Annotated in this window: 20 protein-coding genes and 1 pseudogene; 7 read left to right on the top strand and 14 right to left on the bottom strand. The window is 66.4% G+C overall.

Annotated elements, in window-relative coordinates; all coding sequences use genetic code 11:
• The first annotated feature begins 2 nt into the window (after nt 1–2).
• Both CDN38_RS18455 and CDN38_RS18450 read left to right on the top strand, forming a co-directional pair.
• The gene (locus CDN38_RS18455) at nt 3–2,279 is read left to right on the top strand and encodes a helicase-associated domain-containing protein (protein WP_075512099.1); all 2,277 of its coding nucleotides are present in this window, start codon (nt 3–5) and stop codon (nt 2,277–2,279) included.
• A gap of 43 nt (nt 2,280–2,322) precedes the next feature.
• Nucleotides 2,323–3,972 carry a DNA repair helicase XPB gene (locus CDN38_RS18450; protein ID WP_075512098.1) on the top strand — a complete coding sequence of 550 codons (1,650 nt, stop codon included), beginning with the start codon at nt 2,323–2,325 and terminating at the stop codon, nt 3,970–3,972.
• Here CDN38_RS18450 and CDN38_RS18445 read toward each other — a convergent pair.
• Together CDN38_RS18445 and CDN38_RS18440 are read right to left on the bottom strand one after the other, a co-directional pair.
• Complete coding sequence (locus tag CDN38_RS18445; protein WP_075512097.1) at nt 3,969–5,114, bottom strand: thiolase family protein; 1,146 nt, start codon at nt 5,112–5,114, stop codon at nt 3,969–3,971. The genes CDN38_RS18450 and CDN38_RS18445 overlap by 4 nt on opposite strands.
• Before the next feature lie 14 nt (nt 5,115–5,128).
• Nucleotides 5,129–5,554, bottom strand: a complete 426-nt coding sequence (locus tag CDN38_RS18440) for a Zn-ribbon domain-containing OB-fold protein (protein ID WP_075512096.1) — start codon at nt 5,552–5,554, stop codon at nt 5,129–5,131.
• 197 nt (nt 5,555–5,751) lie between these two features.
• On the opposite strand from CDN38_RS18440, the gene CDN38_RS18435 reads away from it, so the two are divergent.
• Complete coding sequence (locus tag CDN38_RS18435) at nt 5,752–6,045, top strand: putative quinol monooxygenase (RefSeq protein WP_075512095.1); 294 nt, start codon at nt 5,752–5,754, stop codon at nt 6,043–6,045.
• A 30-nt stretch (nt 6,046–6,075) separates the two neighbouring features.
• Here the strand turns inward: CDN38_RS18435 and CDN38_RS18430 are convergent, their stop codons facing one another.
• Nucleotides 6,076–7,059, bottom strand: coding sequence for an LLM class F420-dependent oxidoreductase (locus CDN38_RS18430; RefSeq protein ID WP_075512094.1), 984 nt, complete (start codon nt 7,057–7,059; stop codon nt 6,076–6,078).
• Nucleotides 7,060–7,088: 29 nt separating this feature from the next.
• Nucleotides 7,089–7,622, bottom strand: a complete 534-nt coding sequence (locus tag CDN38_RS18425) for a TetR/AcrR family transcriptional regulator (protein WP_075512093.1) — start codon at nt 7,620–7,622, stop codon at nt 7,089–7,091.
• A 77-nt stretch (nt 7,623–7,699) separates the two neighbouring features.
• On the opposite strand from CDN38_RS18425, the pseudogene CDN38_RS18420 reads away from it, so the two are divergent.
• Both CDN38_RS18420 and CDN38_RS32465 read left to right on the top strand, forming a co-directional pair.
• Nucleotides 7,700–8,899 (top strand): annotated as a pseudogene (locus CDN38_RS18420) (FAD-dependent monooxygenase).
• 249 nt (nt 8,900–9,148) lie between these two features.
• Entirely contained in the window at nt 9,149–9,469 is a 321-nt protein-coding gene (locus tag CDN38_RS32465; RefSeq protein WP_082277277.1) for a four-helix bundle copper-binding protein, read from the top strand.
• Nucleotides 9,470–9,925: 456 nt separating this feature from the next.
• Here CDN38_RS32465 and CDN38_RS18410 read toward each other — a convergent pair whose 3' ends face one another.
• Both CDN38_RS18410 and CDN38_RS18405 read right to left on the bottom strand, forming a co-directional pair.
• The gene (locus CDN38_RS18410) at nt 9,926–12,085 is read right to left on the bottom strand and encodes a 3-hydroxyacyl-CoA dehydrogenase NAD-binding domain-containing protein (RefSeq protein ID WP_075512092.1); all 2,160 of its coding nucleotides are present in this window, start codon (nt 12,083–12,085) and stop codon (nt 9,926–9,928) included.
• Nucleotides 12,086–12,090: 5 nt separating this feature from the next.
• Nucleotides 12,091–13,302, bottom strand: a complete 1,212-nt coding sequence (locus tag CDN38_RS18405; protein WP_075512091.1) for an acetyl-CoA C-acetyltransferase — start codon at nt 13,300–13,302, stop codon at nt 12,091–12,093.
• Nucleotides 13,303–13,589: 287 nt separating this feature from the next.
• On the opposite strand from CDN38_RS18405, the gene CDN38_RS18400 reads away from it, so the two are divergent.
• Nucleotides 13,590–14,780 (top strand): pyridoxal phosphate-dependent aminotransferase, encoded by a 1,191-nt coding sequence (locus CDN38_RS18400; RefSeq protein ID WP_075512090.1) that lies wholly within the window; start codon nt 13,590–13,592, stop codon nt 14,778–14,780.
• Here CDN38_RS18400 and CDN38_RS18395 read toward each other — a convergent pair.
• From CDN38_RS18395 to CDN38_RS18380, 4 genes are all read right to left on the bottom strand, one after another.
• Entirely contained in the window at nt 14,761–15,201 is a 441-nt protein-coding gene (locus CDN38_RS18395; protein ID WP_075512089.1) for an SRPBCC family protein, read from the bottom strand. The two genes, CDN38_RS18400 and CDN38_RS18395, sit on opposite strands and share 20 nt — an antisense overlap.
• Nucleotides 15,202–15,253: 52 nt before the next feature.
• Nucleotides 15,254–15,709, bottom strand: a complete 456-nt coding sequence (locus CDN38_RS18390; protein WP_082277284.1) for an SRPBCC family protein — start codon at nt 15,707–15,709, stop codon at nt 15,254–15,256.
• Nucleotides 15,710–15,775: 66 nt separating this feature from the next.
• A complete protein-coding gene (locus CDN38_RS18385) occupies nt 15,776–16,855 on the bottom strand; it encodes a CaiB/BaiF CoA transferase family protein (RefSeq protein ID WP_075512088.1) in 1,080 nt (359 codons plus the stop codon).
• A gap of 5 nt (nt 16,856–16,860) precedes the next feature.
• On the bottom strand, nt 16,861–17,304 hold the full coding sequence (locus CDN38_RS18380; RefSeq protein ID WP_075512087.1) for an SRPBCC family protein: 444 nt from the start codon (nt 17,302–17,304) through the stop codon (nt 16,861–16,863).
• 35 nt (nt 17,305–17,339) lie between these two features.
• Here CDN38_RS18380 and CDN38_RS18375 point away from each other — a divergent pair, with 35 nt between their 5' ends.
• Nucleotides 17,340–19,064, top strand: a complete 1,725-nt coding sequence (locus CDN38_RS18375) for an alpha-keto acid decarboxylase family protein (protein ID WP_075512086.1) — start codon at nt 17,340–17,342, stop codon at nt 19,062–19,064.
• Between the two features lies 1 nt (nt 19,065).
• Here CDN38_RS18375 and CDN38_RS18370 read toward each other — a convergent pair whose 3' ends face one another.
• Genes CDN38_RS18370 through CDN38_RS18355 form a run of 4 tightly spaced genes read right to left on the bottom strand, consistent with a single transcriptional unit; the run spans nt 19,066 to nt 21,426 of the window.
• Nucleotides 19,066–19,263 (bottom strand): (2Fe-2S)-binding protein, encoded by a 198-nt coding sequence (locus CDN38_RS18370; protein WP_233026930.1) that lies wholly within the window; start codon nt 19,261–19,263, stop codon nt 19,066–19,068.
• On the bottom strand, nt 19,260–19,892 hold the full coding sequence (locus CDN38_RS18365; RefSeq protein WP_075512085.1) for a fatty-acid--CoA ligase: 633 nt from the start codon (nt 19,890–19,892) through the stop codon (nt 19,260–19,262). The genes CDN38_RS18370 and CDN38_RS18365 overlap by 4 nt, the downstream gene beginning before the upstream one ends.
• 41 nt (nt 19,893–19,933) lie before the next feature.
• Entirely contained in the window at nt 19,934–20,533 is a 600-nt protein-coding gene (locus tag CDN38_RS18360) for an Rv1363c family protein (protein WP_075512084.1), read from the bottom strand.
• Nucleotides 20,530–21,426 carry an Rv1363c family protein gene (locus CDN38_RS18355; protein ID WP_075512083.1) on the bottom strand — a complete coding sequence of 299 codons (897 nt, stop codon included), beginning with the start codon at nt 21,424–21,426 and terminating at the stop codon, nt 20,530–20,532. Before CDN38_RS18355 ends, CDN38_RS18360 begins: the two co-directional genes overlap by 4 nt.
• Nucleotides 21,427–21,705 lie beyond the last annotated feature (279 nt).

Below are 21,705 nucleotides of genomic sequence, written 5' to 3'. Positions count from 1 at the left end.
CAATGCCTGAGCAAGCCCCGACCGAACCCACCCCGGAGATCCCGCTGGGGTCCTGGCTGGCCGACCTATCCGACCAGCAGCTGATCGAGCTGCTGGAGTTTCGGCCGGATCTGGCGCAGCCGCCACCGGGCAGCATCGCCGCGCTGGCCGCGCGCGCCCAGGCCCGGCAGTCGGTCAAGGCCGCCACCGACGACCTCGACTTCCTGCGGCTGGCGGTGCTGGATGCCCTGCTGGTGCTGCAAGCCGACACCGCACCCGTGCCGATCGCCAAGCTGCTGTCGTTGATCGGCGACCGCGCCGGCGAAGCCGATGTGACCGATGCGCTGGCCGACCTCAGGAAACGAGCCCTGGTCTGGGGCGACAGCGCGGTGCGGGTCGCCGCCGACACCGGCACGGCGCTGCCGTGGCACCCGGGCCAGGTCACCCTCGAAGACGGCTCGCGCACCGGCGAGCAGATCGCCGAGTTGATCGCCGGGCTCGACGAGGCCCGGCGCGAGGTGCTGGAGAAACTCCTCGAAGGATCGCCGATGGGGCGCACTCGCGACGCCGCACCCGGCGCCCCGCAGGACCGCCCGGTGCCCCGGCTGCTGGCCGCGGGGCTGCTGCGGCGCGTCGACGCTGAGACGGTGATCTTGCCCCGCCAAGTCGGGCAGCTGCTCCGCGGCGAGGAACCCGGTCCGATGCAGCTGACCGCCCCCGATCCGGTGGTGTCCACCACCGCGCCACGCGACGTCGACGCCGCGGCCGCCGGAGCCGTCATCGACCTGCTGCGCGAGATCGATGTCCTGCTGCAGAATCTCAGCGCCACGCCGGTTCCCGAGCTGCGCACCGGCGGGCTCGGCGTGCGCGAAATCAAGCGGCTGGCCAAGGCAACCGGGATCGACGAACCACATCTGGGTCTGATCCTCGAGGTGCTGGCCGCCGCCGGGCTGATCGCCGGCGGCATGCCCGAGCCGCTGCCGTCCCACGGCGAAGCGCCCTATTGGGCTCCGACGCCGGCCGCCGACCGGTTCACCGCCATGTCGGCCGCCGAGCGGTGGCACCTGCTGGCCCGCACCTGGCTCGACCTGCCGGGCCGGCCGGCGCTGCTCGGCAGCCGCGGCCCGGACGGCAAACCGTATGCCGCCTTGAGCGATTCGCTGTTCTCGACGGCGGCGCCGCTGGATCGGCGGCTGCTGCTGGGCATGCTCGCCGAGCTGCCTGCCGGTGCCGGTGTCGATGCGGCAACAGCCTCGGCCGCCCTGATCTGGCGTCGCCCGCGGTGGGGCCGGCGTTTACAGCCGGGGCCGGTCGCCGATCTACTGACCGAAGGCCACGCGCTGGGCCTGGTGGGCCGCGGAGCGATCAGCACGCCCGGCCGTGCACTGCTGGACAGCGATCGGGACGGTGCGGACCCCGCCCTGGTGGTCGATGCGATGACGCGGGCGCTGCCCAAGCCGATCGACCACTTCCTGGTCCAGGCCGATCTGACCGTCGTGGCACCGGGGCCGCTGCACCGCGAACTCGCCGATCAGCTGGCCACGGTGGCTACCGTCGAATCGGCCGGGGCCGCAATGGTGTACCGGGTCAGCGAGCAGTCCATCCGGCATGCCCTAGACGTCGGCAAGACCCGCGACTGGATGCACGGATTCTTCACCAGCCACTCCAAAACGCCGGTGCCGCAGGGACTTACCTACCTAATCGACGATGTGGCACGCCGCCACGGGCAACTCCGGATCGGCATGGCCGCGTCGTTCGTACGGTGTGAGGACCCCGCACTGTTGGCCCAGGCCGTGGCCGCGGCCGCGGACCTGCAGCTGCGGGCTCTGGCGCCGACGGTGGCGGTGTCATCCGCGCCCATCGCCGAGGTGCTGGCCGCCTTGCGCAATGCGGGCTTCGCTCCGGCCGCCGAAGATTCCAGCGGCGCGATCGTCGACGTCCGGCCGCGCGACGCCCGGGTCCCCGCGCCGCACCAACGCCGGCCCTACCGGCCGGCTCCGCGGCCCAGCAGCGAGACGTTGCACGCGGTGGTCGCGGTGTTGCGGAAGGTGACGGCGGCGCCGTTCGGCAACATCCGCGTCGACCCGGCCGTCGCGATATCGCTCCTCCAGCGCGCGATAAAGGACGAGGCCACGGTGTTGATCGGCTACCTCGACGCCGCAGGCGTGGCGACCCAGCGGGTGGTGTCACCGATCGCCGTCCGCAGTGGGCAGCTGATGGCCTTCGACTCGTCGTCGGGGAAGCTGCGCGACTTCGCCATCCATCGCATCACCTCGGTGATGTCGGTCGGCGACCGATAATGGAACCCATGACCCGACCACCCGATTGCCGCGGAGCGCGCTTGTGACCGACGGGCCGTTGATCGTGCAGTCCGACAAGACGGTGCTGCTCGAAGTCGACCATGACCTGGCCGGTGCCGCACGCGCCGCGATCGCGCCGTTCGCCGAGCTGGAACGCGCACCCGAGCATGTGCACACCTACCGCATCACCCCGCTCGCGTTGTGGAATGCCCGCGCCGCCGGGCACGATGCCGAACAGGTCGTCGATGCGCTGGTCAGTTTCTCCCGCTACGCCGTGCCGCAGCCGCTGCTGGTCGACATCGTCGACACCATGGCCCGCTACGGGCGGCTGCAACTGGTCAAGAATCCGGCACACGGCCTGACGCTGCTCAGCCTGGACCGTGCCGTGCTCGAGGAAGTGCTGCGCAACAAGAAGATCGCACCCATGCTCGGCGCCCGGATCGACGAGGACACCGTCGTCGTCCACCCCAGCGAGCGGGGCAGGGTCAAGCAGCTGCTGCTCAAGATCGGTTGGCCCGCAGAAGATCTCGCCGGCTACGTGGACGGTGAGGCGCATCCGATCAGTCTGCACGAGGATGGCTGGCAGCTGCGGGATTACCAGCAGATGGCCACCGACTCGTTCTGGTCCGGCGGCTCCGGGGTGGTGGTTCTGCCGTGCGGCGCGGGCAAGACCCTGGTCGGCGCGGCCGCAATGGCCAAAGCTCAGGCCACGACGCTGATCCTGGTGACCAACATCGTGGCCGCGCGGCAGTGGAAGCGCGAGCTGGTCGCCCGCACCTCGCTGACCGAGGACGAGATCGGCGAATACTCCGGTGAGCGCAAGGAGATTCGGCCCGTCACCATTTCGACGTACCAGATGATCACCCGTCGCACCAAGGGCGAATACCGGCATCTGGAACTCTTCGACAGCCGTGACTGGGGGTTGATCATCTATGACGAGGTGCATCTGCTGCCGGCGCCGGTGTTCCGGATGACCGCCGACCTGCAGTCTAAGCGGCGACTGGGGCTGACTGCCACCTTGATCCGCGAAGACGGCCGTGAGGGCGACGTGTTCTCGCTGATCGGCCCGAAGCGCTATGACGCACCCTGGAAAGACATTGAGGCCCAAGGCTGGATCGCACCGGCGGAGTGCGTCGAAGTTCGGGTGACGATGACCGACAACGAGCGGATGCAATACGCGACGGCCGAGCCCGAGGAGCGCTACCGGCTGTGCTCGACCGTGCATACCAAAATCGCTGTGGTCAAGTCGATTCTGGACAAACACCCCGGCGAGCAGACCCTGGTGATCGGCGCCTACCTGGGTCAGCTCGAGGAGCTGGGTGCCGAGCTCAACGCTCCGGTGATCCAGGGATCGACGAGGACCAGCGAACGCGAGGCGTTGTTCGACGCCTTCCGCCGCGGCGAGGTCTCCACGCTGGTGGTGTCCAAGGTGGCCAACTTCTCCATCGACTTGCCGGAAGCCGCTGTGGCGGTTCAGGTCTCGGGTACGTTCGGCTCGCGTCAGGAAGAGGCGCAGCGGTTGGGCCGGCTGCTGCGGCCCAAGTCCGACGGCGGCGGCGCCATCTTCTACTCGGTGGTGGCCCGCGACAGTCTCGATGCCGAATACGCCGCGCACCGGCAGCGGTTCTTGGCCGAGCAGGGCTACGGCTACATCATCCGCGACGCCGACGACCTGTTGGGCCCGGCGATCTAGACCGACAAGATGGTGGCCGACGCGGTGCCCGGGGCGCCGTACACCTGCGCCAGGCCGACGCGCGGGTTGCCGGGCACCTGACGCTCGCCCGCCTCACCGCGCAGCTGCCGCACCAGTTCATGCACTTGGCGCAACCCCGACGCGCCGATCGGCTCACCGTTGGCGATCAGCCCACCGTCGGTGTTGACCGGGATCGAGCCGTGGATCTCGGTGGCGCCGTCGGCGACCAGCTTCTCCTGCTCGCCGTCGGCGCACAGGCCGGTCTCGGCCATGTGGATGACCTCGGCGCCGGCGTCGGTGTCCTGCAGCTGGGCGACGTCGACGTCGTCGGGCCCGATCCCCGCGGCCTCGTACGCGGCTCGAGCCGCGTACACCGTCGGTGAGGCGTCCTCGTCCAGCGGAGCCGAGGTGGCATGAACCTCGTAGGCGCCGTAGCGGCGGGTGCGGATCTCACAGGCCCGCACGTACACCGGTTTATCGGTGAACTGCTGCGCCATGTCGGCGCGGCACATGATGACGGCGGCGGCGCCCTCGTCGGGCGCACAGAACATGTACTGGGTCAGCGGATAGTTCAGCACCGCCGAGTTGAGGATCTCGTCCTCAGGAATCGCCTTGCGACGGAAGGCATTTGGATTCAGCGCACCGTTGCGGTAGTTCTTGGCGGCGACTTTGGCCAGCGTGGCCCGGGAGATGTGGTGGTCGTGGAGGTACTTGTTGGCTTTCATGCCGAAGAATTTGGTGGTGACGAACTGACCGTTCTGCGCATACCACTGGGGCAGCGCAAGTTTGGCGGGGTCGTCGGTGAAGGCACCACGCGGATGTTTGTCCATGCCGATGGCGATGCCGATGTCGTACTTGCCCAGCCTGATGGTGTCCGCGGTCTGCTGGACGGCACTGGCCGCCGTGGCGCACGCATTGAACACGTCGGTGAACGGAATGCCGGTCAGCCCGACCAGCCGGGTCACCGCATCGGGGTTGGACACCTCGTGGCTGCCGCCGAAGCCGAACTGGATGTCCTTCCATTCCACGCCGGCGTCGGTCAGCGCGGATCGGATGGCCTCGGCGCCCATCTGCATCGCGGTCTTCTCGAACCTGCCGAACGGATGCAGGCCCACGCCGATGATCGCCACGTCGTTGCTCATCTCAGGCTCCTTGCTCAGACCGGCTGGAACGCGAACGTGACGACCTCATTGCCGTCTTCGTCGGTGGTGAGCGGCACCATGGTGAGTTCGACCTCCTGGCCGAACTGCAGCTTGGCCGGGTCGTTCTCGGTCAGCCGGCCCTCGACCCGGATGACCGCCTCCTCTCCCAGGCCGAGCTGGACCAAGCCCATGCCGAACGGCACGAAATCCTTGCCGGCCGGCCCGGCATAGGGAGGTCCGGGCGGGAACCCCTGGGTGGTCCAGGCCACGAGGGTGCCGCGACGCGGCAACAACACCTCGCTCATGTCCGCGCCGCTGCAGCGCGGACACCACTGCTGCACGGGAAAAGTCGTGGCGCCACAGTCGCCACAGCAACTGCCGATCAGCTTCGGGTCGTCGTTCGGCCAGGTCGAGATGTCGGGGGCCAGTGCCTTCTGCATCGCGCAATCCTTCGTCGTCGGCCGCAGAATAAGACGCTTTACCAAACAGTACAACAGCATTCGAACAAAACGGAAATATCATTCTCGCCATCCGCGAAGCGTTGGACCTACCGCCCCCGACGTCGGACTCCCGCCTTTCGCTATCTTCTCCAGATCGCCCGTACCGGCGTAACTGAACCCCAGGTGAGGACCCGACGATGCCTATCACGGTGATACTTGAACTCAGGCTCAAGCCCGAAGCGTTGCCTGCGGCGCGCGAGGTCATGAGCCGGGCATTGCAAGACACCCGGGCGTTCGACGGCAACCTCGGTACCGACGTGCTGGTCGATCAAGGCGACGAAGCCCACTGGCTCATCTACGAACTCTGGGACACCGTCGAGCACGACGAGGCCTACCGCAGATTTCGCGCCGGCGAAGGCCGGCTGACGGAGCTTCCGCCGTTGCTCGCCGCGCCTCCCGTCAAGACCAGGTACGTGACGACCGACATCTGACGGCAGCACCCGGCACATTGCAAAAGGCAATCAACTCAGCTCCGGAATCACTTCACGTTCGAAAAGCTCGATGCCCGAACGGTCGTAGGCGGCCTCGGGGAAATAGCAAATGGCGTAGTCACACCCGAGGTCGCGGATCTTGGCCAGCTGCTCGATCACCTGTTCCGGCGTGCCCGTCGCCGCATCCGAAAGGCCCGCGACCATCGAATCCGCCAGCGTCTCAGGCACATAGCCGACCAAGCGCTCGCGCACCTGCTGCAACCGATCCTTGACATCGGTGTCCGAGGTGCCGACGACGGCGGTGAAGTTGGATGAGCGAACGATGGCATCGAAGTCGGTGCCCAGTTCTCGGCAATGCTGCGCCAGCAGTTCCGACTTTCGGGCGAATGCCGTGGGCTCGGGTGTGAAGTTGGTGTACTGGGCATACTTTGCCGCGATGCGTAGCGTCACCCTTTCCCCGCCGCCGGCAATCCACAGCGGAATTCCGCTGGCTTGCAATGGCTTTGGCGCTACTATTGCACCGTCTACCCGGTAGTGCTCGCCGGTGAAAGTCACCTTGCCGTCGCGCCAGGCGTCTCGCATGATCCGCACACCCTCGTCCAGGCGAGCCAACCGCACCTTGGCCGACGGAAACCCGTAACCGTAAGCGCGCCACTCATGTTCGTACCATCCGGCGCCGATGCCCATCTGGATCCGGCCGCCGGAAATGATGTCGGCGGTGGCTGCCACCTTGGCCAGGTAGACGGGGTTGCGGTAGCTCATCGCGGTGCACATCTGGCCCAGCTTGACCCGCGATGTCGTCGCGGCGTATGCCGCCATCAACGACCACGCCTCATGAGTGGCTTCATCGGTCGGCAGCGGGACGGTATGAAAGTGGTCGTAAACCCACAGTGAATCCCAGGCGCTTGCGTCGGCGTAGGTAGCGAGGTCGCGCATGAGGGCCCAATGCTTTTCGGGCGGGATGCCGACCAAATCCATTCGCCAGCCTTGCGGGATGAAAAGTCCGAAGCGCATAGCTGGGACTTTAGCCCGGTGTCAGGCACCTAATTTAAGGCGGCTAAAGCCGCTTCCACCGAGCAGGCTCGCAACTCCAGGCGCGGCGCATCGGGAAACTGCAGACAACAGTCTTGCAATCCGCCGAATGCCAGCACCGCACGCGTCGCCTGCGCAAGCGTCGGCGTCGGGCCAAAGACCAGCTTTCCCAGCCGCTCACGCCAGCCGAGCACCGTGTCGATCAGCCCGAGATCGGCCAGCATCGTCAATTCGGCGACCACCAGCATGAGGTCTTGGCGGTGGCGATAGTGAAAATCGAAATAGCCCTCCAGCAACTCGCGGACCTCGACGTCGCCGCGGGTTTCCTGCTCGGCGACGAACCGTTCCCCTTCGTCGATCAACGGCACCACGATGCTGCGCACCAGATCCTCTCGGGAGCTGAAGTGGTAGTAGAACGCGGGTTTGGTGATCCCCAACTCGTCGGCGATGTCTTGCAGGCTGGTGCGCTGCACACCCTGACGCAGGAAGAGCACACGGGCTACCTCTTGGATACGTTGCCTGGTGTCCGACCTGACCTTGGTCACCCTGCCAGCGTAACTGACTTACCGATAGGTAAGTAGGCATGCTAGCCTTACCGAACGTTAAGTAAAAAGAGGAAGTCATGCGCATACTGATCTCGGGCGCCAGCATCGCAGGTCCGGTCCTGGCGTACCGGCTCGCCCGTACGGCTTTGATGTCACCGTGGTCGAACGCGCCCCGCAATTGCGCAAGACCGGCGGGCCATGCCGTCGACCTGTTCCGGCCGGCCATGGAAATCTCGGAGAAAATGGGCGTCCTGCCGCAAATCGAGGCACTGGCCACCGGAACCAGCCCACTGACGCTGTATCGCCAAGGCGCCCAGCGACCGGCGCGGGTCGACCTCACCAAGATCGTCGCCGCCGCATCCGACCGGCACGTGGAGATCATGCGCGACGATCTGAGCGAGGCGTACTACCGCGCCGGCCGCAATCATGTCGAGTACCTGTTCGGCGACTCGATCACCACCATATCTTCCACCGGCGACGTCGCTTTCGAGCACAGTAAGCCTGGCTGCTTCGACGTGGTCGTCGGCGCCGACGGGTGGCACTCGAACGTCCGGCGCCTGGTCTTCGGTGCGGACTCGGGACGCACCCGCTTCCTCGGTGGTTACCTTGCGGTCCTTTCGGTGCCGAAAACACTTGCCCGTGAACAAGAATCAATAGCTCACCTGAGCGCGGGCCGCATTGCCATGATCTATACCGCGCGCCCGCAGGACGACGCGCGCGCATTGTTCCTGTTCCGGGGCACGGATGAGCTGCAGTATGACTATCGAGATATCCTGCGGCAGAAGGAATTACTGCGCGACGCGGTTGCCGGGATGCACCCGCAGGTGGACAGCTGGCTCGACGAGCTCGACCGCACACCCTCCTTCTATTTCGACTCGATCACGCAGTTGCGGCTCGACAACTGTTCGCGCGGGCGGGTCACCCTGGTCGGGGATGCCGGATACTGCTCGGGTGCCGCGGTCGGCGGCAGCACCAGCATCGCGGTGCTGGGGGCATACATACTCGCCGGCGAACTGGCGCGGTCGGGTGCAGACTACGCAAGCGCGTTCGCGGCCTACGAGCGGCAGATGGCGGACCCGGTGCATCGCAGCCGCACGCTTGCGCAAGCCATGGCGAAGAGCATCATGCCGGACTCCGCGGTGGGTGTGTGGGCGTTGACCCGCGGCGCCCAGCTGGTCCCGTTGCTGCCCGCCGGGTTTACCAGGGCGGTCGCCAAGCTGAACACCGAGGGCGTGCGACTCTACGACTCGATGCGGTTCACGGATACAGCGGGCTAAACCAAGGCTAAGGCGGGCCTAGCTTATGGCCTAGCTTCGGCCTAGCTAGCTTGGAACCTTCACTTACCACCTGGGAAGGTACGCCCCTTCCCAAGCAGATCCACAGATTTCAAGCATTGCTCGGAGGTCAAAGTTCGAAAAGCCAATTGTTTACTCGACTTACGAGGGGCTAGTTTAGGACCTGACCCTAACTGGGTAGCCGTTAGGACCTGGCCCTAACGGGATAACCGACGAGTGAGGAGATTTGTCATGGCGGTAACGGCAAACCAGGCCTGTCTGGATGCGTGCGCGGAATGTCAGGCGGCGTGCGAGGCATGCGCTTACAACTGTTGCGTCAACGACGCGAAGATGGCCGACTGCGCCCGGCTATGCGTGGACTGCGCAGCGATTTGCGCGGTGTGTGTGACGCTGGTGTCCCGCGGGTCGCGTTGGGCGGCCCAGTTGTGCCAGCTGTGTGCAGAGATTTGTGATGCGTGCGCGGCCGAGTGCGACAAGTACGACAACGATTACTGCCGCGCCTGCGCAGAGTCGTGTCGCCGCTGCGCTCAAGAGTGCCGGGCGATGGCCTGATCCGATCCAGCGCACGCGCGCAAAAGGATCGGCGCTAGATAACGGGCTTACCGGCACCCGTCGCAGCCCTGGTCAGTGACCCCTGTTAGGCTGACGCCAGCCCGGCCCGCAGTCGTGTTGTTGTCGCGGCCGCGTTCGCGGGTGTTGCTCGATCCACCGGTGGCGTTCGAGCAGTCACAGCTACGACCGGCTCGGTCATTTAGATGACCTTGGTGCCCCCGACCCACCAGGGGTGTGTGAGGCTGCTTACACCGTTATTGCGACAGTCCCATTCGCCGCCGATGGGCTCCTCGGCAGGTATCGCGCGCTGCAATCAATCCCCCTGTAATCAAGGCTTAGGTTAGAGCGGGGCTAACCCGCAGTTAGCTGCGGCGCCGGAGGCCCGGCCGCGAGCAGACGTAAAGTCCCCCGAAAACCGCGGTTTTCGGGGGACTTTACGTCTGCTCGCGGCCGAAACTAGGTCAGAGATTCCGGCGGAAGGAAACGGTCGCCGTACTTGGCGGCCAACTCCTTGGCACGGGCCACAAAGGCTTCCTTGCCGATACCGGCCGGCCCCTGGTAGCCGACGATGAACTGCGCGCTGCCGCCGGTCCACGGCGGGTAGCCGATTCCCATGATCGACCCGATGTTGGCGTCGGCCGTGGACGTGAGCACACCCTCGTCGAGGCACTTCTGGGTCTCCAGCGCCTCGGCGAACAGCATCCGGTCGATCATGTCCTGCAGCGGCGGCGCCGACGTCCCCGACTTGAAGGTCTCCCGCAGCCCCGGCCACAAGCCGGATCGCTTGCCGTCGACGTATTCGTAGAAGCCCGCACCCTTGAGTCGGCCGGACCGCCCGAGTTCGATCATCTTCTCGACGACCGCCTCGGCCGGATGCGGCTCGTAGGTGCCGCCGGCATCCTCGACACCCTTACGGGTGGCGACGGCGATCTTGTGCATCAACTCCAGGTTCAGCTCGTCGGACAGCTGCAGCGGCGGCGCCGGGTACCCGGCCTGCGACCCGGCCTGTTCGATCGACGCCGGCTCCACGCCCTCGCCGAGCATCGCCAGGGCCTCGTTGACGAAGGTGCCGATGACCCGTGAGGTGAAGAAGCCGCGGCTGTCGTTGACCACGATCGGGGTCTTGCCGATCGCCAGCGTGTAGTCGAAGACCCGGGCCAGCGCCTCGTCAGATGTCTTCTCGCCCTTGATGATTTCGACCAGCGGCATCTTGTCGACCGGCGAGAAGAAGTGGATCCCGATGAAGTCCTCTTGTCGTTTGACGCCGGTCGCCAGACCGGTGATCGGCAGCGTGGAGGTGTTGGACCCAAGGACCGCGTTGGGCTCGACGATGTCTTCGATCTCCTGGAACACCTTGTGCTTGAGTTCCTGGTTCTCGAAGACGGCCTCGATGACGAAGTCGACACCCTTGAGATCCGCTGGGTCGCCCGTCGGGGTGATGCGCGCCAGCAGCGCATCGCTGCGCTCCTGCGTGGTGCGGCCCCGCTCCAGAGCCTTGGCCTCCAGCTTCTCGGAGTAACCCTTGCCCTTCTGCGCCGCCTCCAGGCTGACGTCTTTGAGCACCACGTCGTAGCCGGCCTTGGCCGAGACGTAGGCGATGCCGGCGCCCATCATGCCCGCGCCCAGCACCCCGATCTTCTTGATCGTGACCGGCTCGATCCCCTCGGGGCGGCTACCACCGTTGTTGATGGTCTGCAGGTCGAAGAAGAACGCCTGGATCATGTTCTTGGAAACCTGGCCGGTGACCAGCTCGGTGAAGTACCGGCTCTCGATGCGGCTGGCGGTGTCGAAGTCGACCTGCGCACCCTCGACCGCGGCGGACAGGATGGCCTTCGGCGCCGGCATCGGCGCGCCCTTGAGCTGCTTGCGCAGCAGCGCCGGGAACGACGGCAGGATGGACGCCAATCCCGGCGACGACGGGGTGCCGCCGGGCATCTTGTAGCCCTTCTTGTCCCACGGCTGCACACCGGCACCGTCGGGGTTGGCCTTGAGCTCCTCCTTTATCCACGCCTTGGCGGCGGGCACCAATTCCTCGACGGTGGGCAGCAATTCGTCGACCAGTCCGATTTCTTTGGCCTTGGCCGGCTTGAAGCGGGTGCCTTGCGACAGGATGTTGACGAACGCGTTCTGGATGCCGAACATCCGCACTGTGCGCGTCACGCCGCCGCCGCCGGGCAGCAGGCCCAGGGTCACTTCCGGGAGCCCGATCTGACTGCCCTTGACGTCGGCCGCGATGCGGTGATGACAGGCCAACGCGATCTCCAGGCCACCGCCCAGCGCGGCGCCGTTGATGGCGGCGACCACCGGCTTGCCGAGCGTCTCGAGGGTGCGCAGTTGCTTCTTGACGGTCTCGACGGTGTCGAACGCTTCACCGGCATTCTCGGGCCCGATCTGAATCATGCTCTTGACGTCGCCGCCAGCGAAGAAGGTCTTCTTCGCGCTGGTGATGACCACGCCGGTGATCGAATCCTTTTCGGCGACAAGGCGATCCACGGCCTTGCCCATCGACTCGATGTAGGCCTCGTTCATCACGTTGGCCGACCCCGACGGGTCGTCCATGGTCAGCGTGACAATGCGGTCGGCGTCCTTGTCCCACTGGATTGTATTGTCGGGCATAACTTTTAAACCCTCTCGATAACCGTCGCGACGCCCATGCCGCCGCCGATACATAGCGTGACGAGCGCCCGTCGGGCATTGCGGCGCTCCAGTTCGTCGACCATAGTGCCCAGGATCATGGCGCCGGTAGCGCCCAGGGGGTGGCCCATCGCGATGGCGCCACCGTTGACGTTGAGCTTCTCGTCGGGGATGTTCAGATCCTTCTGGAATTTCAGCACCACCGACGCGAACGCCTCGTTGAGCTCGAACAGGTCGATGTCGTCGACGGTCAGCCCGGCCCTGTCGAGCACCTTGAGGGTGGCCGGGGTGGGCCCGGTCAGCATGATCACCGGGTCGGCGCCGCTGGTAGCGGTGGCCACGATGCGGGCCCGCGGGGTGAGGCCCTGCGCTTGCCCGGCCTTCTCGCTGCCGATCATCACCAACGCCGCCCCGTCGACGATCCCGGAGCTGTTGCCGCCGGTGTGGACGTGGTTGATCTTCTCCACCCAGTGGTACTTCTGCAGGGCGACGTCGTCAAAACCACCCATCGCGGCTAGGCCCTCGAAGGCCGGCTTCAGCTTGGCCAGACCCTCCATGGTGGTGTCGGGCCGCATGTGCTCGTCGTGGTCGAGTATCAGCAGGCCGTTCTGGTCACGGACCGGAACCACCGACTTGGCGAAGTAGCCGCCCGACCATGCGGCGGCGGCCTTCTCCTGGCTGCGCAACGCGTAGCTGTCGACGTCTTCGCGGGAGAAGCCATCGATGGTGGCGATCAAGTCGGCGCCGATGCCCTGCGGAACGAACATCACGTCGTAGTTGGTGGCGGGGTCCAGCCCCATCGCGCCACCGTCGGAGCCCATCGGCACCCGGCTCATGGACTCGACGCCGCCGGCCAGCACCAGGTCGTCCCAGCCGGAACGCACCTTCTGCGCGGCGGTGTTGACGGCTTCCAGGCCCGATGCGCAGAACCGGTTGAGCTGCACACCGCCGGAGGTGACGGGCATCCCGGACGCCAGCACCGCGGCGCGGGCAATGTCGCCGCCCTGGTCACCGACGGGTGAGACGCAGCCCAGGATGACGTCGCTGATCAGGTTCTCGTCCAGATCGGGGTTGCGCCTGCGCAGCTCCTCGATTAGGCCGACGACCAGGCTCAATGGCTTGACCTCGTGCAACGATCCGTTCTTCTGCTTGCCACGCGGGGTACGGATGGCCTCGTAGATAAAGGCTTCTTCGGGCATGTCGATTTCCTGTTCGGGGGAAAGGGGGGCTAGATCCGTCTTCAAGACTAGGTCCAGTAGGGGAACACTAACAGGGTCCTCGGCCAACCTGTTGGTTGGCCAAGGCCTCGCAGGTCAGGGGGCAGCTGGCGCAGTTGTGGGAATTGTGCGCCGCAGTTGGCGCGGAAAGGCGGGCAGAACGAGCGGTCCCCCTCCTCCTCAGGCAAGTGGGATCTAGCGCAGCGGGGTCGCTGGATCAGTGGTCGCACCGCCGTTCGGCGTCGTCGCCGCGCCTAAGCTCGTCTGCCATGACGGTGTCGCGGCTGCAGCCCTACGCGACGACGGTGTTCGCCGAGATGTCGGCGCTGGCCGCGCGCGTCGGCGCGGTAAACCTCGGGCAGGGGTTTCCCGACGAGGACGGGCCGCCGGCGATGCTCAAGGCCGCACAAGACGCCATTGCCGCCGGCGTCAATCAGTATCCGCCGGGGATGGGCCTCGCGGCCCTGCGGCAGGCCGTCGCCGCCCAGCGCCGCCGGCATTTCGGCATCGAGTACGACCCGGACACCGAGGTGCTGGTCACGGTCGGAGCCACCGAAGCTATTGCCGCGTCCGTGCTGGGCCTCGTCGAACCCGGCTCGGAGGTACTGCTGATCGAGCCGTTCTACGACTCCTACTCGCCGGTCGTGGTGATGGCCGGCGCGCATCGAGTTTCCGTGCCGCTGGTGGCTGACGGCCGCGGCTTTGCTCTGGACGCCGACGCGTTGCGACGCTCCGTGACGCCGCGCACCCGGGCGTTGATCGTCAACTCTCCGCACAATCCGACCGGCGCGGTGCTGAGCCGGGCCGAGCTGGCGGCCATAGCCGAGATCGCAGTGGCCGCAGACCTTTTGGTGATCACCGACGAGGTTTACGAGCACTTGGTGTTTGACGGCCATGATCACTTGCCGCTGGCCGGCTTCGACGGCATGGCCGGACGGACGATCACCATCTCGAGTGCGGCCAAGATGTTCAACTGCACCGGCTGGAAGATCGGATGGGCCTGCGGCCCAGCGCAACTCATCGCCGGGGTGCGTGCGGCCAAACAGTACCTGAGCTATGTGGGCGGCGCGCCGTTTCAGCCGGCGGTGGCGCTTGCGCTGGACACCGAGGACGCCTGGGTGGCCGCGCTGCGCAGTTCGTTGCAGACCAGACGCGGTCGGCTGGCCTCGGGATTGACCGAGATCGGTTTCGAGGTGCACGACAGCTACGGCACCTACTTCGTGTGCGCCGATCCGCGTCCGCTGGGCTACCACGACAGCGCGGCGTTCTGCGCTGCTCTGCCGGAGAGGGCGGGGGTGGCCGCCATCCCGATGTCGGCGTTCTGCGACCCCGCGGCACAGCACGCCGACCTGTGGAATCACCTGGTGCGCTTCGCCTTCTGCAAACGCGCGGACACCCTGGACGAGGCGATCAGGCGACTGGCCGCGCTGCGTGACGGGACTACTCAGCCTTTCCCATAACGTGATTGCGCAGTCCCTCCAGGGCGGCGTGCAGGATTTTCTTGCGGGCCCGCTTGATCCAGAACTCGGGCAGCGGCGCCGACGGCTCCACCGTGAGGGTGAACCGCACCCGGGTCTTGCCTTCCCCCTCGCGGCGCAGGTTGTACTCGCCGTGCTGCCCGTGTTGCTGAGCGGTCTTGTGGGCGTCCCAGACCATCCAGTCCGGCCCCCAATGGTATTCGAGCAGTTGGGTGTCCACGATGCCGGTCACCTTGACGGTGACCTTCACGTGGTGCGGTCGACCGTCGGGATGGGTGTCGACGACCTCGACCCGCTTGTGCACCGATGACCACGACGGCACCGCGTCCATGTCGGCGAGCGCCTCCATGATCACCTCAGGGGGCGCATCAATGACGATATCGCTCGACGCTTGGACAGCCACTGCCCACCAAGTTAGCAACCATCGGCCGGCACGCGGCGCGGCGGAACCGGAACTATGTCGGATGATCCCGGTCGCTGCGGCCGCTGATCAGTTCGGTCAGCCCCTTCGCCGCGGCATCCAGCACGTGTTCGCTGGCCCGCTTGACGATGAAGCCGGGAATCGGGCCGGCCGGTTCGACGGTGATGTCGAACCGCACCCGTGACGTGTCGACGCCTTCGGGCTTGACGGTGGTCTCGATGTGCTGGCCATGCTGCTGGAAAGTCTGGTCGGCATCCCAGCACATCCAGTCCGGGCCCCAGTGGTATTCCAGGATCTCCTTGTCGACCAGCCCCAGAATTTTGACCACGGCTTTCACATGATGGGGGCGCCCGTCCGGGTAATAGTCGATCACTTCCACCTGTTTGTGCAGCGGTGACCAGGATGTCAGCACGCTCACATCTGCCAGCGCCTCCATGACCACTTCCGGAGGCGCATCGATGATGATTTCCCGCGATGCTTTGACGGCCACCAAGCTCAAGCTAGCAACGCCGCCCTATTCGCGGACGTGTTCGGGACAATTCGAAAGAATAGGTGACTACCAATTTATTTCGTCGATCGGCGTGGTTGCCGCCGGGGGCGGCGCGACCGGTACGGCCGGTGTTCGCGAGAAGCGCGGCGCGGGCGCGGCCTGGTCGACACCGTGGACGTTGATCACCGTCGACCGGGCTCTCATGTGGGCGTTGCCGGCCGCTTCGCTCCAAGTCAGCACCGGGGTCACACACGCGTCGGTGCCGGCGAAGACCTCGGTCCACTCGTCGCGGGTCCGGCCGGCGAACCGCTCGGCGAAAATCTCGCCCATCCGCGGGTACGAGCCGACGTCGAGCTGGTTGGGCACGTCGTCGGCCGTCAAGCCGAGCCCGGCCAGCAGCGCCGCGAAGAACTGCGGCTCGATCGCACCCACCGCCAGGTATTTGCCGTCGGACGTTTCATAGCAACGGTAGAACGGGGCGCCGCCGTCGAGCAGGAACGATTCGCGTTCGTCGCGCAAACTCCCGATTGCCTTCATGGTCCACATCATCTGGGCCAGCACGCTGACCCCGTCGACCATCGCGGCGTCGATCACCTGCCCCTTGCCCGACCGCTCCCGCTCATACAGCGCGGCCACGATGCCCAGCAGCACCAGCATGGAGCCGCCGCCGAAGTCGGCGACCAGGTTCAGCGGCGGCATCGGCGGCCGGTCGCGGTAGCCGAGCGCCGAGAGCGCACCGGTCTGCGACAGGTAGTTGATGTCGTGGCCGGCCGTCGATGCCAGCGGCCCATCCTGTCCCCAGCCGGTGATGCGGGCGAAGATCAGTCGCGGATTGACCGCCGCGCAGTCGTCGGGACCGATGCCGAGCCGCTCGCAGGTGCCGGGCCGAAAGCAGTCCAGCAGCACATCGGCCTTGGCGGCCAGCGCCAGCAACGCACCCGGCTGGGCCTTGACATCCAGGTTCACGATCCGCTTTCCGCGATGCAGCAGATCCCGGTCCTCGGACGGCATGGTCAGCCCGCCGGGACGGCGCACCCGCACGACGTCGGCGCCGAGGTCGGCCAGCACCATCCCGGCATGCGGGCCGGGTCCGATACCGCCGAGTTCGATGACCTTCACCCCGGCCAAGGGCCCCCCGCCGGTCACGGTGGCTAGCCGCCCTTCTTGACCTTGAGCACCCGCTTGCGCAGCCCGTCGGTATTCAGCTCCATGACCCCTTTCATGGCGCGTTTGATCACGAAGCCGGGCAGCGGCACTACCGGGTCCAGGCTCAGGTCGAACTTCGTCCGGGTCTTGTCGCCCTCCGACGTGAGCGTGTAGCCGCCCTCTTGGTTACGCGACGCCTTCCCGCTTTCCTGCGTCCAGGTGACGCCGTCGTCGCGCCAGGTGTAAGCGAGCACGATCTCGTCGGTGACCCCGGCGGTCTTGACTTTCATCCGGGCGCGCCGCGGTCGGCCGTCCTCGTCACGGTCGAGTACTTCTGCGCTCTGATGAATGTCGGACCACTCGGGCATTGCCTCGACGTCGGCGACCACGTCGAGGATCTCCTTGGGACTTGCTTCGATGACTACTTCGCGGGATTCCTTGACTGCCATGGCGCCGACGATAGCGCGACCGCGTCTTTGCCGGAATGGTTTCGGCCGGGCGTACCGTCGTCTTCGTGACCGATCGTGCGGCTGGCCCCAACGAACCCGTGTACACCGTCGGCGACTATCTGCTGGACCGCCTCGCCGAACTCGGCGTTTCCGAAATCTTCGGCGTGCCCGGGGACTACAACCTGGAGTTCCTCGACCATATCGTGGCCCATCCGGCCATCCGCTGGGTGGGCAACGCCAACGAGCTCAACGCCGGCTATGCCGCCGACGGCTACGGACGCTTGCGCGGAATGTCAGCTGTGGTTACGACATTCGGTGTCGGGGAACTGTCGGCGGCCAACGCCATCGCGGGCAGCTACGCCGAGCATGTGCCGGTGGTCCACATCGTCGGCGGCCCTTCCAAGGACGCCCAGGGCACCCGGCGGGCGCTGCACCATTCGCTCGGCGACGGGGACTTCGAGCACTTCCTTCGGATCAGCCGCGAAATCACCTGCGCCCAAGCCAATCTCATGCCGGCAACGGCATGCCGGGAGATCGACAGGGTGCTGTGCGAGGTGCGGGAGCAGAAGCGGCCCGGATACCTACTGCTGTCCACCGACGTGGCCCGCTTCCCCACCGAAGCGCCCGGCGCCCCGCTCCCCCGCTACGGCGGCGGCACCAGCCCGCGCGCGCTGTCGCTGTTCACCGAAGCCGCTGCCGCACTGATCGGCGAGCACCAACTCACCGTGCTCGCCGACCTGCTGGTCCATCGATTGCGGGCGGTCGGCGAGCTGGAGGCGTTGCTGGCCGCCGACGTGGTGCCGCATGCCACGCTGATGTGGGGAAAGAGTCTGCTCGACGAGAGCTCTCCGAACTTTCTGGGCATCTATGCCGGAGCCGCCAGCGCGAAGCGGGTACGTGCGGCGATCGAGCAGGCGCCGGTGCTGGTGACGGCCGGGGTGGTGTTCACCGACATGGTCAGCGGGTTCTTCAGCCAGCGGATCGACCCGGCGCGCACCATCGACATCGGCCAGTACCAAAGCACCGTGGCCGGCCGGGTGTTCGCGCCGCTCGAGATGAGCGCCGCCCTGCGCGCGCTGGCCGAGATCCTGACCGGGCGCGGGATAACCTCACCCCCGGTGCCGGCTCCGGATGACCACCGGCCGGCGCTGACTCCGAGGCGCGAGGACCCGCTGACCCAACGGATGCTGTGGGACCGGGTCAACGACGCGCTCACCCCGGGCAACGTGGTGCTGGCCGAGCAGGGCACCTCGTTCTACGGCATGGCGGACCACCGGTTGCCGCACGGCGTCACCTTCATCGGTCAACCCCTTTGGGGCTCAATCGGTTACACGCTACCGGCGGCGCTCGGGGCGGCGGTGGCCCATCGTGACCGCAGGACGGTGCTGTTGATCGGCGACGGGGCAGCTCAACTGACCGTCCAGGAGATCGGCAACTTCTCCCGCGAGGGCTTGTCCCCGGTCATCGTGGTGGTCAACAACGACGGCTACACCATCGAACGCGCGATACACGGCGAGACGGCCCCCTACAACGACATCGTCAACTGGAGTTGGACCGCCATCCCCAGCGCGCTGGGAGTGGCCGATCACCTGGCGTTCCGGGCGCAGACGTATGGCGAACTCGATGACGCGCTCACCGCGGCCGCGGCGCACCGGGACCGCTTGGTGCTCGTCGAGGCCGTGCTGCCGCGGCTGGAAATCCCGCATCTACTCAGCGATCTCGTCGCGCCCACGTCGGTGGACGGCACCGCGCGCCGCTGACTCAGGACCGGTGCGGTGACCGCAGCGCGGCCATGGAATCAAGGATCGCGCGAATGGTGCGCCGGCAACGTCCGCAATCGGCGCCCGCTCCACAGGCCTGGGCGACATCCTTGGTCGTCGAGGCGCCGGCAGCAACGGCCTCGGCCACTAGCTGGCTGGTGACGCCGTTAGGCAGACATACATCGAGCGATCCGCTCAATCCGTCTCGATCCGCGTCATCTCCGAAAGCCGGCCGACGAACAACGGTGGGTAGGCACCGACTCCGGCGCGGCTCATCCATTGGGCCGCGGCATCGGGATGGTCGATCCACTCCAGGGCGCGCTCTTCGTCCGGGAATTCCTGCAGGATCAGGACCTCGTGCTCGTCGTCGAAAGCCTGGAAAACCCATGTCTTTCGGATGCCGGCGGCGCTGAACCGCGCCATCGCCAGGCCGACCTCGACGATCAGCGTCGACACGTCGTCCACCGCCGCGATCCCGGCTACCACGACCCCCGGGGCCCGGCCGGCGGCCCCCGCAGCCGGAGCTTCGGCAATGAACCTGTCCACGATCTCGCCGGCGAATACCGCCGGGAGGTCCTCGACGCCCGCCGCGTCGAACCATTCGAAGAAGACCCGGGAGCGCAACAGCTCCACGATCGGTTCGCGGCTGTGCACTCCGATCATCACCAGGACGCGGCCGTAGTCGTGGGTCGAGGTATAGACCAGCACATGGTGGGCTCCGATAGCGGCCAGCGCCGATTTCTTGCGCTGCAGCAGCGGCCACACCCGGTTCGGGTCCGGGACCCGGTAGTCGGACGCGATCACCATCGAATGGATGTCGTTGGTCATGGTCGTAGTCCCGTCACCCGCAGACCCCCGATCTACCGGATCTACACCGGATCGAACGATGAGATGAGCCACTTGCCGTCGGCTTTGGTCAGCTTGACCATGACGCTGCTGGACGTCAACGTCGGCTCCGGCCGGTCGGCACTCCGGGTGCTTTGGTTGACGAACACCAGCACGACGGCCGAATCCGGATGCAATTCGGAAACGGCGGCGCGAAGCACCACCGCGCTCGTCTTGACCGACTTCTGCTTGGCTGCCGGTGCGACGATCTGTTGGGTGAACTGGTCGTAATACGACAAGAAGTCGCCGGTCAGATGTGACCTCGCGGAAGAGAAATCGCGGTCCAGAGTATCCGGAGAATACGACAGGATGGCGATGGTGCCATCGGTAGCCGCCGCGACCGCCGACTTGGCGGCCTGGTCATCGACTTCGCGATCCGGTCGGTAGGAGAAGAAATACAGTCCAGCCAGCAGCGCCACCGAGGCCACCACCAGCGACGCCATCAGGGCAGCGATCACCTTGCCCGACGACAGCTTGCTCAGCCAGCCGGCGCGGCGCTTCGGCCGCGCGGGCCGGTCGTCGTCGGTTGGCAAGGCCGAGTCGGCCTCCGCAGTCTCCTCGACCGACGTTTCCTCTGCGGTCATGGCACGAACTCGACTTTCGACATCTTGAGCTGGTCACCGTCGCGGGTGATGGTCACGATCAGCCGGAACTTGCGAGGATCCTGCTTGGCCCCGGCGGCATTGGTGACTTCGGACGTCGAGGCGACCAGCACCACCGCCGAGTCGTCGGTCATGGTGTCCACGTCGACGGCGACGGCTTGGACGGTGCCCTGCTCGACCACCTTCGACTGTTCGACCACCTTGATGAAATCGTCTGCCACCTTTGCCATATCGTCGCGGAACGTCCCGGTGGAGTTGTCGAGGATGCGCTGCACACCCTGCTTGGCGTTGGTGAAGTCCAGCGATGTCAACGTCACGACGCCCTGTCGCGCCGCTGCGGCGAACTCGGCCACTCGGTCACGGTGGCGGGTGGCATCGCGATGCTGCACAACCATATACAGACTGCCCGACAGCGCGGCCAGTATGACCATGACGGCTAGCGCAGCGGCAACAGCGGACCGGGTGAGACGCAGCCGGCGCCGCGCCGGCGCCTCGTCGGCATCGGCGGACACATCGACGTCACTGTCCTCACCCCCGACGTCCGAATCACGCTCGGCCTCGACGGTTTCGGATACCGCCGTGGGCCCGGAATCATCCGGCTCACCCCCGGACACCTCCGCGTCGACTTCTTCGGTGGCCGGATCTTCTTCGGCGACCGGACCTTCTTCCGGGCCTGCGGCGACTTCGGCCCGGCGGCGCAACTGAATTGCCCGGGCGCGGGCGCGGGCGGCGACGGCCAGGGCTTCGGCTTCGGCGGCCTCAGCCTCGGCCTGTTCGGCCAATGCCCGCAATTCAGCTGCAGTGCTTGCGGTTTCGTCGTCGCTCACCAGAACCGATCTCGTGTCAGCGGCGTGTTGGTTGCTGCCGGCGCTCATGATTCACCGGCCCGACGGGGCGACTGCTCGGGTAACTCAACGCGGATCTCCTCTACCCCTGGTCCGCCAGTAGCCAGACCTCGCTGTTGCGCAACCCTACTAGGCAAAGCCGACATCAGGCGAGAACCCGGGCCGACGTTGCGGTCACCGACCGGGCGCCGGCTCCTCGGCATCGACGGGTCTAGGAGAGCCAAGTCAACACCTTCCACCCCGAGGTCACGCCGCGGCCACGGCCAAACAATCCTACATCCAGCGGAAATAGCATTCTCAGATCGAGCA

Origin of the sequence: Mycobacterium ostraviense (assembly GCF_002705925.1) — a bacterium.
Classification (GTDB): Bacteria; Actinomycetota; Actinomycetes; order Mycobacteriales; family Mycobacteriaceae; genus Mycobacterium; species Mycobacterium ostraviense.
Note: the sequence above shows the minus strand (reverse complement) of the source record. Positions and strands in the feature narration are given on the sequence as shown.